This is a genomic window from Pseudomonas sp. 14P5.3.2, from assembly GCF_057799175.1.
This window is the reverse complement of sequence record NZ_JBYOKU010000013.1, coordinates 54,342-68,760: the sequence shown is the minus strand read 5'-3', so window position 1 is coordinate 68,760 and position 14,419 is coordinate 54,342. Positions and strand designations below refer to the sequence as shown.

General features: G+C 61.2%; 12 protein-coding genes and 1 pseudogene. 9 read left to right on the top strand and 4 right to left on the bottom strand.

Features of this window, described 5'->3' with window-relative positions; translation table 11 throughout:
• Positions 1-8: 8 nt before the first annotated feature.
• Positions 9-623: a GNAT family N-acetyltransferase gene (locus AC27VU_RS13045; protein WP_003224167.1), complete on the top strand. Its 615-nt coding sequence runs from the start codon at positions 9-11 to the stop codon at positions 621-623.
• Here AC27VU_RS13045 and AC27VU_RS13040 read toward each other — a convergent pair.
• Entirely contained in the window at positions 589-1,482 is an 894-nt protein-coding gene (locus AC27VU_RS13040; RefSeq protein WP_488724217.1) for a LysR substrate-binding domain-containing protein, read from the bottom strand. The two genes, AC27VU_RS13045 and AC27VU_RS13040, sit on opposite strands and share 35 nt — an antisense overlap.
• Before the next feature lie 85 nt (positions 1,483-1,567).
• A complete protein-coding gene (locus tag AC27VU_RS13035) occupies positions 1,568-1,804 on the bottom strand; it encodes a hypothetical protein (RefSeq protein ID WP_003224168.1) in 237 nt (78 codons plus the stop codon).
• Between the two features lie 183 nt (positions 1,805-1,987).
• Here AC27VU_RS13035 and AC27VU_RS13030 point away from each other — a divergent pair.
• Both AC27VU_RS13030 and AC27VU_RS13025 read left to right on the top strand, forming a co-directional pair.
• Positions 1,988-2,546, top strand: a pseudogene (locus tag AC27VU_RS13030) (NADPH-dependent FMN reductase).
• A gap of 160 nt (positions 2,547-2,706) precedes the next feature.
• Positions 2,707-3,990 carry an arsenic transporter gene (locus tag AC27VU_RS13025; RefSeq protein WP_488724216.1) on the top strand — a complete coding sequence of 428 codons (1,284 nt, stop codon included), beginning with the start codon at positions 2,707-2,709 and terminating at the stop codon, positions 3,988-3,990.
• Positions 3,991-4,093: 103 nt separating this feature from the next.
• Here the strand turns inward: AC27VU_RS13025 and AC27VU_RS13020 are convergent, their stop codons facing one another.
• Complete coding sequence (locus AC27VU_RS13020) at positions 4,094-5,044, bottom strand: DUF1853 family protein (RefSeq protein ID WP_488724215.1); 951 nt, start codon at positions 5,042-5,044, stop codon at positions 4,094-4,096.
• Between the two features lie 115 nt (positions 5,045-5,159).
• Between AC27VU_RS13020 and AC27VU_RS13015 the strand changes: the two genes are divergently transcribed.
• The 6 genes from AC27VU_RS13015 to pepN are packed head-to-tail and all read left to right on the top strand — an operon-like array spanning position 5,160 to position 11,676.
• Positions 5,160-6,050, top strand: coding sequence for an NAD(+) kinase (locus AC27VU_RS13015; protein WP_003224174.1), 891 nt, complete (start codon positions 5,160-5,162; stop codon positions 6,048-6,050).
• Positions 6,047-7,021: a metallophosphoesterase gene (locus AC27VU_RS13010; RefSeq protein ID WP_400496502.1), complete on the top strand. Its 975-nt coding sequence runs from the start codon at positions 6,047-6,049 to the stop codon at positions 7,019-7,021. The genes AC27VU_RS13015 and AC27VU_RS13010 overlap by 4 nt, the downstream gene beginning before the upstream one ends.
• Positions 7,018-7,887 (top strand): rhomboid family intramembrane serine protease, encoded by an 870-nt coding sequence (locus AC27VU_RS13005; RefSeq protein WP_488724214.1) that lies wholly within the window; start codon positions 7,018-7,020, stop codon positions 7,885-7,887. Before AC27VU_RS13010 ends, AC27VU_RS13005 begins: the two co-directional genes overlap by 4 nt.
• Before the next feature lie 33 nt (positions 7,888-7,920).
• A complete protein-coding gene (locus AC27VU_RS13000) occupies positions 7,921-8,181 on the top strand; it encodes a YeaC family protein (RefSeq protein ID WP_103485043.1) in 261 nt (86 codons plus the stop codon).
• Entirely contained in the window at positions 8,178-9,008 is an 831-nt protein-coding gene (locus tag AC27VU_RS12995; RefSeq protein ID WP_003224179.1) for a DUF2797 domain-containing protein, read from the top strand. Before AC27VU_RS13000 ends, AC27VU_RS12995 begins: the two co-directional genes overlap by 4 nt.
• Positions 9,009-9,018: 10 nt before the next feature.
• Entirely contained in the window at positions 9,019-11,676 is a 2,658-nt protein-coding gene (pepN, locus tag AC27VU_RS12990) for an aminopeptidase N (RefSeq protein ID WP_488724213.1), read from the top strand.
• Between the two features lie 230 nt (positions 11,677-11,906).
• Here the strand turns inward: pepN and katG are convergent, their stop codons facing one another.
• Positions 11,907-14,177, bottom strand: coding sequence for a catalase/peroxidase HPI (katG, locus tag AC27VU_RS12985; protein WP_488724212.1), 2,271 nt, complete (start codon positions 14,175-14,177; stop codon positions 11,907-11,909).
• Positions 14,178-14,419: the final 242 nt, after the last annotated feature.

The following is a 14,419-nucleotide window of genomic DNA, read 5'->3' as shown; positions in this document are numbered from 1 at the left end:
TTCCGAGTATGCAGCCGGTCATGAATCCGAAATACCCAGGGCTGTCGGTGCGCGTCGCCGACGATGGTTTCGCGGCGTACATCTGGGGCAGCGACTTCAGTTTCGAAGTGGCCGCGTACGGCGCGGCAGTCATTGGCCAACCGGTCGAGCGCTGGGCGGTGACGCCGATCGTGCCATATCGCAAGTGCTACGGCATCGATCCTGAAGAGTTCAGCAGCTATCGCGATGGCGCCGACAGCGCGATATTCATGGCGTACTTGGATGACGAGCCGGTCGGCCATCTGGTGATCAGCACCAACTGGAACGGCTTTGCTCACATCGATGAGCTGGCGGTGCACGCCCCGGCGCGCCGGCATGGTGTGGCCAAGGCGTTGCTGGATGTCGCGCAGTTCTGGAGTCGCAAGAAGAAACTGCCGGGGATCATGCTCGAGACGCAGAACAACAACCTCGGTGCCTGTCGTTTGTATGAGCGTTGTGGCTACGAAATTGGCGGTATCGACCATTTGCGTTATCGCGGGATAGACCCGAACACTGCGGAAATCGCGCTGTTCTGGTATCGACTGTTCGATAACCCGCTGGAAAACCCGCTCAGCTCGCCAGCATCGCCTCGGCTTGTTCCGTGATGATCGCCAGCAGCGTCTGAATGGCTGCCGGCGTGGCGCTGTGTCGGTAGGTCAGGGCATACAGGCTGATCGGCACCGCCGGTGACAACGGGCAGACATCCAGTCCGCCGGCCCGTGCGCCGAGGGCGGTGAACGGGTCGACGATGGCCAGGCCTTCGCCGGCCTCGACCATGCTGCGCATCATCTGATGGGTTTGCACCCGGGTCTGAATGCTCAGCGCCGGGCGCAGGGCCTGGAGTTTGTTCTCCAGCGCCGGGCTCAACGGGTCGTGGCCTTCGAGGCCGACCATCGCCTGGCCGGCGAGATCCTGCAGGGAAATGTATTTCTGCTTCGGTTGCAGCCAGCCGTGGGGCGCGAGCAGTTGCAGCTTGCCGTGGGCCAGCGGCTGCGCATGGATGTCGGGATGTTCCGGATCGTGCAGGCTCAGGCCCAGATCGCTTTCGCGCAGCAGCAGACTGCGGACGATGTCGCACGTGGGCGAACTGAGCAAGCGGCAGGGGGCATCGGGCAAGCGCCGGCGCAGCAGCGCGATGCTTTGCGGCAACAGGTGGTGCGCCAGCGGCGGGGTGCCGATGATGCGCAGGGGTGGGGCGAGGTATTGCCTGAGGCTGCTGGCCAGCCGTTGCACCGGCTCCAGCGCTTGATAGACGCGGGCGATTTCCACCTGCAACGCCCGCGCTTCAGGCGTCGACTGCAGGCGGCCACGGACGCTGGCGAACAGCATGAACCCCAACTGACTCTCGGCTTCGCGCAATCGCTCTTCGACGTCGGCCACCGGCAGTTGCAGCCATTCGGCGGCGGTGCCCAGGTGACCGGTCTGCAAGAGCGCCTGAATCACTTCGATATGACGTAAACGCATGCGTGAAGTCCATGTTCAGCAGGTGGGGTCAGTGGCTGAATCCTACCCCAAGTCTGCGCATATGACTTCTGCTCATAACGCGCGGTTATTGAGCGGCGGTTGTCTCAGGTTCGCGGATCAGCGTGATGTCCGACTGAACCAGCAAAAACTCGCTGTCACTGAGCTTTTTGACGCGATCGCCAATGGCCAGCTTGTAGGTGGTGACAGGCTCCATGCCGGTGAGACCGTCTGCCGACGGGGTGGATTCCTGGAACTCATGCACGGAATAAACGCGGCCTTCCGCATCTCTTGCATGGAACTGACCGACGAGTACTGCTGCCATCTGCTTAGAACCTCTGGAGATAAAACACTTGATTTGCGGCTTGGTAGACCGTCATCAAGCCCTGTAAGTTTTCCTACAGGAAAAAAATAATCAGCGCGGAGGAATTTCCTTCGCTCACTGGTGGAATCGGCTTCGGATCATCTATAACTACTGGCTCTTCCCTCCGACAGTCGAGAGTCTTCCATGAGCAATGTCTACAACGTCGCTGTAGTCGTCGGCAGCCTGCGCAAAGCATCGATCAACCGCAAAGTCGCACTGGCGCTGGCCGAGCTGGCACCGGCGAGCCTCAAACTGAAGATTGTCGAAATAGGCGATCTGCCACTTTATAACGAAGACATCGACGGCGATTCACCGCCCGCAGCCTACAGCACTTTTCGCCAGGAAGTCGGCTCTTCCGACGCGGTGCTGTTTGTCACCCCGGAATATAACCGCTCGGTGCCGGCACCTTTGAAGAATGCGATTGACGTGGGCTCACGGCCTTATGGCAAAAGTGTCTGGGGCGGCAAGCCGGGGGGCGGTGATCAGCGTGTCGCCGGGGGCGATTGGCGGTTTTGGCGCCAACCAGCATTTGCGCCAGTCTTTCGTGTTTCTCGATGTACCGTGCATGCAGCAGCCAGAGGCGTATCTGGGCGGGGCGGGTTCGGCGTTCGATGAGGCCGGCAAGTTGAGCGAGTCGGTCAAGCCGTTCTTGCAGAATTTCATCAATGCATACGGGAAATTTGTGGAACAACACAAAAAATAATCTGGTCAAAGCTGCGGCAACCCAGAGATCCTGTGGGAGCGGGCTTGCTCGCGAAGGCGGTGTGTCAGACACAAAGTTGTCATCTGACACACCGCCTTCGCGAGCAAGCCCGCTCCCACATTTGTATCTCCAATCATTGAATAATTGAAGGCTGTCGCGAATGCTCGCTGCGTCACTGATCTTCCTGCTGACCATCACCCTTGTCATCTGGCAACCCAAAGGCCTCGGGGTCGGCTGGAGCGCGACGCTCGGCGCGGTGCTGGCCCTGATCTTCGGCGTCGTGCACCTGAGCGACATTCCGCTGGTGTGGCAGATCATCTGGAACGCCACCGGCACCTTCGTCGCGCTGATCATCATCAGCCTGCTGCTCGACGAAGCCGGGTTCTTCGCCTGGGCCGCGCTGCACGTGGCGCGCTGGGGGCGGGGCAGTGGGCGCAAGCTGTTTGCCTACATGGTGCTGCTCGGCGCGCTGGTATCGGCGCTGTTTGCCAATGACGGCGCGGCGCTGATCCTCACGCCTATCGTGATTTCGATGCTGCTGGCGCTGCGCTTTTCCCCGGCGGCGACCCTCGCGTTCGTCATGGGCGCTGGTTTTATCGCCGACACCGCGAGCCTGCCGCTGGTGGTGTCGAACCTGGTCAACATCGTTTCGGCGGACTTCTTTCACATTGGCTTCAACCGTTATGCGGCAGTGATGGTGCCGGTCAACTTCGTCAGCGTGGCCGCAACGCTGGGCGTGCTGATGTGGTTTTTCCGCCGCGACATTCCCAAGACTTACGACCCCGAACAGCTCGAACAGCCACACACGGCGATCCACGACAAAGCCACGTTCTATGCCGGCTGGATAGTGTTGGTGATCCTGCTGATCGGCTGCTTTTTCCTCGAACAACTGGGCATCCCGATCAGCGCGATCTCGGCGGTCTGCGCGGCACTGCTGCTGGGGATCGCCGCGCGAGGCCACAAGATTTCCACGCGCAAGGTACTGAAAGAAGCACCGTGGCAGATCGTGATTTTCTCCCTCGGCATGTATCTGGTGGTGTATGGCCTGCGCAATGCCGGACTCACCGGGTATCTGGCTGGCTGGCTGGATGTGTTCGCCGGGTACGGCGTGTGGGGCGCGGCGCTGGGCACCGGGGTGCTGACGGCGTTGCTGTCGTCGATCATGAACAACTTGCCGACGGTGCTGATCGGCTTGTTGTCGATCGATGCGAGTCAGGCCAGCGGTGTGGTCAAGGAAGCGATGATCTATGCCAACGTGATCGGCAGCGACCTGGGGCCGAAAATCACCCCGATCGGCAGTCTGGCGACCTTGTTGTGGCTGCATGTGCTGGCGCGCAAGGATATCCGGATTGGTTGGGGCTATTACTTCAAGGTCGGGATTGTGCTGACGGTGCCGGTGTTGTTGGTCACCTTGGCGGCTTTGGCGCTGCGGCTTTCGCTTTAAACCGAGTTGCCCCTATCGCGAGCAGGCTCACTCCTACCTTGGAATGCGTTCCCCTGTAGGAGTGAGCCTGCTCGCGATAGGGGCGGTTAAGGCACTACAACTCTCACACCTGCCCCGGCACATTCGGCCAAAGATCCGCCACCAGAAACAACCGCTCCGCCTCTTCCCATTCGCCCTGCGCATTCTCGGTCAGGCGCACCAGCAGTTGCGCCGGGGCCATCGGTTCCAGGTCATCCAGCCACATCTGCAGGTGTTCAGCGCTCCAGGTCTGATCCGCCAGATAGTGCGCCGGTGCCAGCCAGGCATGGCGGGGCAGGGGTTGCCAGCGGCCGGCCGGGCGTTGAGCGACGAACGCCGGCCAGTCCTTCTGATGCAACCAACTGCCACGCAGGTGCTGCGGATGCGCGCCTCTGGGCGGTTCGGCCTGGCCGGGCCACGGGTACAGCAGGTATCCGCCCAGCCACAGCTGCGCACTGAACACTTCGATGTCCAGCTTGGCCAGCGCCTCGCGGCTTTCCGGGCGCGCCGAGATCGGCAGTTGATGCTCGGCCAGATGCGCCAGTTTGCGGTCGAGCCGATCGTGACAGCCCGGCCCCAGCCACTGCGCCGGATCGTGGCCGTTGCCCTCCTGCGGGCCGAGGTAGAGCTTGATCGCCAGTTCCAGGTGATGCACGCCGTCGCGGTCGCGCAGCAGCATATCGAGTTCGCCGAGGGTGTGGCCTTCGCGGCGGATTGGCAGGTTGGCGGCAATCAGCTCGATGCCCGGCGCATGCTCCACGGCAAACTGCCACAACCGCTCGTAATACAGGCCCAGCCGCCGGGTTCGCGCCTGCGCCAGCCAGTGCAGCAAGCCATAACTGTCGCGATCCAGTTGCCGCAGCCAGTGCTCCAGACGCGCGGGATCGCTCACCCAATTGCTGCCGGCCAGCGGATGGCGCTGCGGCCACGGCGTCGCGGCCAACATTGGCGGGGCGAGAATCACCCACGCCAGGTCACGCACTTCCGGATGGCGTAATTGGTGTGGCAACTGGAGCAAGTCGGGAAACAGGATCATCTTGCGAGCATAGCCTTAAACACGAGCGCACCCTTGTGGCTGAAAGGATTTTGTCTATGGCGGGCTTTCGCCCATAATCGTGCTTTTCGCGTTTTCGATTGTCCGCAGAGGTCCCATGGAGCAATTTCGTAATATCGGCATCATCGGTCGCCTGGGCAGTTCCCAGGTGCTGGATACCGTCCGCCGACTGAAACGCTTTCTGCTCGATCGTCACCTGCACGTGATTCTCGAAGACACCATCGCCGAAGTTCTGCCGGGCCACGGCCTGCAGACCTCGTCACGCAAGATGCTCGGCGAAGTCTGCGACATGGTCATCGTCGTCGGCGGTGACGGCAGCCTGCTCGGCGCCGCTCGCGCATTGGCCAAGCACAATATTCCGGTGCTGGGGATCAACCGTGGCAGCCTCGGTTTTCTCACCGACATTCGCCCCGATGAACTGGAAGTCGAAGTGGCCAAGGTGCTCGACGGCCATTATCTGGTGGAAAACCGCTTCCTGCTGCAAGCCGAAGTTCGCCGGCATGCCGAGGCCATTGGCCAGGGCGATGCGCTGAACGACGTGGTACTGCACCCGGGCAAATCGACGCGGATGATCGAGTTCGAGCTGTACATCGACGGCCAGTTCGTCTGCAGCCAGAAGGCCGACGGCCTGATCGTCGCCACGCCGACCGGTTCCACCGCGTATGCGCTGTCCGCCGGTGGCCCGATCATGCATCCCAAGCTCGATGCCATTGTGATCGTGCCGATGTACCCCCATATGTTGTCGAGCCGGCCAATTGTGGTCGATGGCAACAGTGAGCTGAAAATCGTCGTGTCGAAAAACATGCAGATTTACCCGCAAGTCTCCTGCGACGGGCAGAACCACTTCACCTGCGCGCCGGGCGACACCATCACCGTGAGCAAGAAAGCGCAGAAGCTGCGACTGATTCACCCGCTCGACCACAACTACTACGAAGTCTGCCGGACCAAGCTCGGCTGGGGCAGCAAGTTGGGTGGTGGAGGCGACTGATGCTCGATCCCGCGCGCAGTTATGACTTGATTGGTGACGTGCACGGATGCGCCCTGACCCTCGAACACTTGCTTGACCGTCTCGGTTACCACAAGCAGGGCGGGGTCTGGCGGCATCCATCGCGCATGGCCGTGTTCGTCGGCGACATCATCGACCGTGGCCCGCGGATTCGCGAGGCGCTGCACATTGTCCACGACATGGTCGTGGCCGGGCAGGCGCTGTGCATCATGGGCAACCACGAATTCAACGCCCTGGGCTGGAGCACGCCGGCGCCTCCGGGCAGCGGCAAGCAGTTCGTCCGTGAGCACACGCCGCGCCATGCGCGCCTGCTGCAGGAAACCCTGACTCAGTTCGAAGGCCACCCCGGTGACTGGCACGATTTCCAGCGCTGGTTCTACCAACTGCCGCTGTTTGTCGACGCCGGACGTTTCCGCGTGGTGCACGCTTGCTGGGATGCCGGACTGATCGAACCGTTGCGCGCGCTGTTTCCCGATGGCTGCATCGATGAGCATTTTCTGCAGGCCTCGGCGGTTCCGGACAGCTTCGCCTGCACGGTGTTTGATCGACTGCTGCGCGGCACCGACATGCGCCTGCCGGATGGCTTGACCATGACCAGCGGCGACGGTCTGGTGCGTTCGTTCTTCCGTACCAAGTTCTGGGAAGACGACCCGAAAACCTACGGTGACATCGTCTTCCAGCCGGATGCACTGCCGGAGCCGGTGGCGCAGAAGCCGCTGACTTCGAGTGAAAAAAACAACCTGCTGCGCTACGGCATCGATGAGCCATTGCTGTTCGTCGGCCACTACTGGCGCAGCGGCAAACCGGCGCCGATCCGCCCGAACCTCGCGTGTCTCGACTACAGCGCGGTGCTCTACGGCAAACTGGTGGCCTATCGTCTGGATCAGGAAACACGCCTGGATCCGCATAAATTTGTCTGGGTCGATGTCGAGCGGCCGGAGGTGCTGCAATGAGTGCGGTAGCGGTATTGCGTCTGCCGTTGGCGGTGGATCTGAGCGGTTTCGTCAAACTGCTGCAACGGATGCAGGTGCCGCATCGGGTCAGCGAAGAGGCGGGCGAGCAGGTGCTGTGGGCGCCGTCGGAAATCAGTGAGGACGTGCGCTCGCTGTACGAGCGCTTCCCGGCCGGTGACCCCGATCAACAGCTGGACATCCCGGTGGCCCCGACCTTCAAGCGTCCGGGTTTCGCCGAACAACTCAAACACGCCAAGGCCACCGGTTTCATCCTGCTGCTGAGCCTGCTGGTCGGCGGCCTGACCTATCTGGGCGACAACCTGGAAACCCTGCGTTGGCTGACCTTCCTCGATTTCCGCGTGGTCGGCGAGTACATCCACTTCACGCCGCTGGCCGACAGTCTGGCGGCGGGGCAGTGGTGGCGCCTGTTCACCCCGATGCTGCTGCACTTCGGCATTCTGCACCTGGCCATGAACGGCATGTGGTACTGGGAGCTGGGGCGGCGCATCGAGTCGCGTCAGGGCAGCATCAATCTGCTCGGTCTGACGTTGTTGTTCAGCCTGGTGTCGAACTACGCGCAGTTTGCCTGGAGTGGCCCGAGCCTGTTCGGCGGCCTGTCCGGCGTGCTTTACGGATTGCTCGGCCACTGCTGGATTTTCCAGTTGCTGGCGCCGAACCCGGCGTATCGCCTGCCGCGTGGCGTGCTGGTGATGATGCTGGTGTGGCTGGTGATTTGCATGTCCGGGCTGGTCTCGATGATTGGTTTCGGCCAGATCGCCAACGCCGCGCACGTCAGCGGGTTACTCATCGGATGCCTCACCGGTTTGTTGGGCGGTTTGTATAACCGCCGTAAACTGGCCGCCTAAAATTTTCAGTGAATAAAGAGCACGGAGACCCAGATGTCCTCTTTTAACGACATGATCAAGAACATCACCCTGGACATCTACGAGAGCCTGAAACTGGCCGTGGAAATCGGCAAGTGGTCCGACGGTGGCAAACTCACCGCCGAACAACGCGAGCTGTCGTTGCAGGCGATGATCGCCTGGGAAATCCAGAACCTGCCTGAAGACCAGCGCACCGGTTACATGGGCCCGCAAGAATGTGCGTCGAAGTCGATCGAAGTGCCGAACATCCTGTTCAAGTCGGATGCCATCCATTGATCGAGATTGGCCGCGGTGCAATCAGCAAAATGTCGGCGCGCCTGGACGGGCCGAATGTGCAATACGCGTTTCGTCTGGATGACGTCGAGGTGCCGGTCAATCCCATGATCGGCACCACGGTGCGTCTGGAGTACCTGGGGGCGATCCACTGCACCCATTGCGGGCGCAAGACCAAAACCAGTTTCAGCCAGGGTTACTGCTACCCGTGCATGACCAAACTGGCGCAGTGCGACATCTGCATCATGAGCCCGGAGCGCTGCCACTTCGAGGCCGGCACCTGCCGCGACCCGGTGTGGGGCCAGCAGTTCTGCATGACCGATCACGTGGTGTATCTGGCCAACTCGTCGGGGATCAAGGTCGGCATCACTCGCGCCACGCAACTGCCGACCCGCTGGCTCGATCAGGGCGCGAGTCAGGCGCTGCCGATCATGCGTGTGTCGACGCGGCAACAGTCGGGCTTCGTCGAAGACCTGTTCCGCAGTCAGGTGGCAGACAAGACCAACTGGCGCGCCTTGCTCAAGGGCGATGCGGCGGCGGTGGACCTGGCCCAGGTGCGCGACCAGCTGTTCGACAGCTGTGCCGAAGGCCTGGACGGCTTGCAGCAGCGATTCGGCCTACAAGCTATTCAGAAGATTACCGATGTAGAACCTCTCGAAATCCGCTATCCGGTCGAGCAATACCCGGCCAAAATCGTCAGCTTCAACCTGGACAAGAACCCGATTGCCGAAGGCACGCTGCTGGGGATCAAGGGTCAGTACCTGATTTTTGACACCGGCGTGATCAACATTCGCAAATACACGGCCTATCAGCTCGCCGTGCATCAATAAGGATTCCAGCATGCGCACCGAACAACCGAAGATGATTTACCTGAAGGACTATCAGGCACCCGAGTACCTGATAGACGAGACGCACCTGACCTTCGAGCTGTTCGAGGACCACATCCTGGTCCACGCGCAACTGGTGATGCGCCGCAACCCGGAGCGTGGCCCGGGCCTGCCGCCGCTGGTGCTCGACGGCCAGCAACTGGAGCTGCTGTCGGTGACCCTGGCCGACCAGGAACTGAGCGCCGGCGATTATCAGCTGACCGAAAACACCCTGACCCTGCAACCGGCCAGCGCCAGCTTCACGGTCGATACCAGCGTCAGGATCCACCCGGAAACCAACACCGCGCTGGAAGGCCTGTACAAGTCCGGCACGATGTTCTGCACCCAGTGCGAGGCCGAAGGCTTCCGCAAGATCACCTATTACCTCGACCGCCCGGACGTGATGAGCAAGTTCACCACCACGGTGGTCGCCGAACAGCACAGCTATCCGGTGCTGCTGTCCAACGGCAACCCGATTGCCTCGGGCCCTGGCGAAGATGGCCGGCACTGGGCGACCTGGGAAGACCCGTTCATGAAACCGGCGTACCTGTTCGCGCTGGTGGCTGGTGATTTGTGGTGCGTCGAAGACACCTTCACCACCATGACCCAGCGCAATGTCGCGCTGCGCATCTACGTCGAGCCGGAAAACATCGACAAGTGCCAGCACGCGATGAACAGCCTGAAGAAGTCGATGCGCTGGGACGAAGAGGTCTACGGTCGCGAGTACGATCTGGACATCTTCATGATCGTCGCCGTCAACGACTTCAACATGGGCGCGATGGAGAACAAGGGTCTCAACATCTTCAACTCCAGCGCCGTGCTGGCTCGCGCCGAAACCGCCACCGACGCCGCGCACCAGCGGGTCGAGGCGATCGTCGCCCACGAATACTTCCACAACTGGTCGGGCAACCGCGTGACCTGCCGCGACTGGTTCCAGCTGTCGCTCAAGGAAGGCTTTACCGTATTCCGCGACGCCGGTTTCTCCTCGGACATGAACTCGGCCACGGTCAAACGCATTCAGGACGTGGCGTACCTGCGTACCCACCAGTTCGCCGAAGATGCAGGTCCCATGGCTCATGCGGTGCGTCCGGACAGCTTCATCGAGATTTCCAACTTCTACACCCTGACCGTGTACGAAAAAGGCTCGGAAGTGGTCGGCATGATCCACACCCTGCTGGGCGCCGAAGGTTTCCGCAAGGGCAGTGACCTGTACTTCGAACGCCATGACGGCCAGGCCGTGACCTGCGACGATTTCGTCAAGGCCATGGAAGACGCCAACGGTGTCGACCTGACCCAGTTCAAGCGCTGGTACAGCCAGGCTGGTACACCGCGTCTGGCGGTCAGCGAGTCGTATGACGCCGCGGCGAAAACCTACAGCCTGACCTTCCGCCAGAGCTGCCCGGAAACCCCGGACAAGGTGGAAAAACTGCCGTTCGTGATCCCGGTCGAACTCGGTCTGCTCGACAGCAAAGGCAACGAGATTGCCCTGCGTCTGGCCGATGAAGCATCGGCCCAGGGCACCAGCCGCGTGATCTCGGTGACCGAGGCTGAGCAGACCTTCACCTTCGTCGACATCGCTGAACACCCGCTGCCATCGTTGCTGCGTGGTTTCTCGGCACCGGTGAAACTGAGCTTCCCGTACAACCGCGATCAGTTGATGTTCCTGATGCAGCACGACAGTGACGGCTTCAATCGCTGGGATGCCGGTCAGCAGCTGTCGGTGCAGGTGCTGCAGGAGCTGATCGCCCAGCAGCAGAAGGGCGAGAGCCTGGTGCTCGATCCGCGTCTGATCTCGGCGCTGAAAACCGTGCTGTCCGACGAGTCGCTGGATCAGGCCATGGTCGCCGAAATGCTCTCGCTGCCTAGCGAAGCCTATCTGACCGAAATCAGCGAAGTGGCGGATGTCGAGGCGATCCACACCGCCCGCGAGTTTGCCCGCAAGCAACTGGCGGACAACCTGTTCGAAGCGCTGTGGCTGCGTTACCAGGCCAACCGTGATCTGTCGAAGCAAACACCGTATGTGGCCGAGGCCGAGCACTTTGCCCGTCGCGCGCTGCAGAACATTGCGCTGTCGTACCTGATGCTCAGCGGCAAGCCGGAAGTGCTGGCCGCTACGCAAGAACAGTTCGAAAACAGCGACAACATGACCGAGCGCCTGACCGCGCTGGCGGTGCTGGTCAACTCGCCGTTCGAAGAACAAAAGGCCAAAGCACTGGCGACTTTCGCCGAGCACTTCAAGGACAATCCGCTGGTCATGGATCAGTGGTTCAGCGTGCAGGCCGGCAGCACGCTGCCGGGCGGTCTGGAACGCGTGAAAGCCTTGATGCAGCACCCGGCGTTCAACATCAAGAACCCGAACAAGGTGCGTGCGCTGGTCGGTGCGTTTGCCGGGCAGAACCTGATCAACTTCCACGCCGCCGACGGTTCGGGCTACCGCTTCCTCGCGGATCTGGTGATCGAACTGAACGGCTTCAACCCGCAGATCGCCTCGCGCCAACTGGCGCCACTGACCCGCTGGCGTAAATACGACAGCGCCCGTCAGGCGTTGATGAAGGCTGAGCTGGAGCGGATTCTGGCTTCGGGGCAGTTGTCGAGCGATGTGTACGAAGTGGTGAGCAAAAGCCTGGCGTAACACGTAACGACATGTGGGAGCGGGCTTGCTCGCGAAAGCGGTGTGTCAGACACGGAGATGTCGACTGGTACACCGCATTCGCGAGCAAGCCCGCTCCCACAGTTATTTGCGTCGTGCACAAACCCCTGTAGGAGCTGTCGAGTGCAACGAGGCTGCGATCTTTTGATTCTGGTTGTTTGAATCAGGATCAAAAGATCGCAGCGTGCCGCAGCTCCTACAGGGTTATTGCGTTATTTCAGATCAAACCGATCCAGATCCATCACCTTGGCCCACGCCGCCACGAAGTCTTTGACGAACTGTTCCTTCGCATCAGAACTCGCATACACCTCGGCCAGCGCACGCAGGATCGCGTTGGAACCAAACACCAGATCAACCCGCGTCGCCGTCCACTTCACGCTGCCGGTTTTACGGTCGCGCCCTTCGAACTCGTCCGCTGCCGGAGAGGTCGGCTTCCACTCCACGCCCATTTCCAGCAGGTTGGTGAAGAAGTCGTTGCTCAGCGTTTCAGTGCGCGAGGTGAACACACCATGCCGGCTCTGCCCGACGTTGGCCCCGAGTACGCGCAGACCACCGACCAGAACGGTCATTTCCGGCGCGGAGAGAGTGAGCAGTTGCGCCTTGTCGATCAGCAGCGCTTCGGCGGAAACGGTGTATTTACCCTTGCTGTAGTTACGGAAACCATCGGCAATCGGTTCGAGGAAACCAAACGACTCGACGTCGGTTTGCTCCTGAGTCGCATCGGTGCGGCCTGGATTGAACGGCACAGAAACCGAGTGTCCGGCGTTTTTCGCCGCTTGTTCGACCCCGGCGTTACCCGCCAGCACGATCAGGTCTGCCAGTGAAACTTTCTTGCCGGATGAGCCGGCGTTGAACTCGTTCTGAATGCCCTCAAGGGTCTTCAGCACCTTGTCCAGTTGCTCCGGCTGGTTGGCCTGCCAGAATTTCTGCGGGGCCAGACGCAGACGGCCACCGTTGGCGCCGCCACGTTTATCGGAACCACGGAAGGTCGATGCGGCGGCCCACGCCGTCGAAACCAGCTCCGAGACGGAAAGCCCCGACGCTAGCACCTTGCTTTTCAGCGCCGCCGCATCGTTGCTGTCGATCAGCGGGTGAGTGGCTTCAGGAATCGGGTCTTGCCACAGCAGTTCTTCGTTGGGCAGTTCCGGGCCGAGGTAGCGCGACAGCGGACCCATGTCACGGTGGATCAGCTTGTACCAGGCGCGGGCGAAAGCGTCCGCCAGTTGATCCGGGTTGGCCAGGAAACGTCGGGCGATCGGCTCGTAGATCGGGTCGAAGCGCAGCGCCAGATCGGAGGTGAGCATGGTCGGCGAGAGCTTTTTGCTCGGATCGTGCGCATGGGGAACGGTGCCGGCCCCCGCGCCGTTTTTCGGTTTCCATTGGTGCGCACCGGCTGGGCTTTTGAACAGTTCCCACTCGAAACCGAACAGGTTTTCCAGGTAGTTGTTGCTCCACTGGGTCGGGGTGGTGGTCCAGGTCACTTCCAGGCCGCTGGTGATGGTGTCGGCGCCTTTGCCGGTACCGAATGCGTTGCGCCAGCCAAGGCCTTGTTCTTCCAGGCCGGCCGCTTCCGGCTCAGGCCCGACATTGTCGGCAGGGCCGGCACCGTGGGTCTTGCCGAAAGCGTGACCGCCAGCGATCAACGCCACGGTTTCTTCGTCATTCATCGCCATGCGGCCAAAGGTTTCGCGGATATCGCGACCCGAAGCCACCGGATCCGGGTTGCCCTCGGGGCCTTCCGGGTTCACATAAATCAGGCCCATCTGCACCGCGGCGAGCGGGTTCTCCAGATTGCGTTCGCCCTGATCGGTGCGGCTTTGCTCTTTGCCGTGCAGGTCCGGTTCGGCCACCAGCGTGCCGTCACCGGGTTCCTGCATGGCGGATTTGTCCTTGCCGTAGCGGCTGTCGCCACCAAGCCATTCGTGTTCCGAACCCCAATAAACGTCTTCGTCCGGTTCCCAGACATCGGGACGTCCGCCGGAGAAGCCGAAAGTCTTGAAGCCCATGGATTCCAGCGCGACGTTGCCGGTGAGTACGATCAGGTCAGCCCAGGAAATATTGCGACCGTATTTCTGTTTGATCGGCCATAGCAGTCGGCGGGCTTTGTCGAGGCTGACGTTGTCCGGCCAGCTGTTAAGCGGGGCGAAACGCTGTTGACCGGAGCCGGCGCCACCACGGCCATCGGCGGTGCGATAGGTGCCGGCGCTGTGCCAGGCCATGCGGATGAACAGCGGGCCGTAGTGACCGAAGTCGGCGGGCCACCAGTCCTGGGAGTCGGTCATCAGCGCGCGCAGGTCTTGTTTCAGGGCCTGGAAGTCCAGGCTCTGGAAGGCTTTGGCGTAGTCGAAGTCCTTGCCCAGCGGATCGGACTTGGGCGAGTGCTGGCTGAGGATCTTCAGGTTCAGTTGATTCGGCCACCAGTCACGGTTCGTCGTACCACCACCGGCGGCGTGGTTGAACGGGCATTTCGATTCGTTTGCCATGTTCGAGTCCTTATCAGGTCTTGTACGGCCGGCTCGTGCCGACTTCGGAGTAGTAAGGCTAGACCCGACTCGGGCAACCAGCTAATAGGCCGACTATTGGAGGCTGATAGGCACAGTCTTTCAGCGTCTTTGAGCTATTGCACAGGCGGCCTGATTGCCTGAATCAGGCCTGAAATCCGCGTGCTTGAGCGCTTGCTGCAAAACGAATTGGAAGAATCGTGATGACAGAAAGAAATGTTATT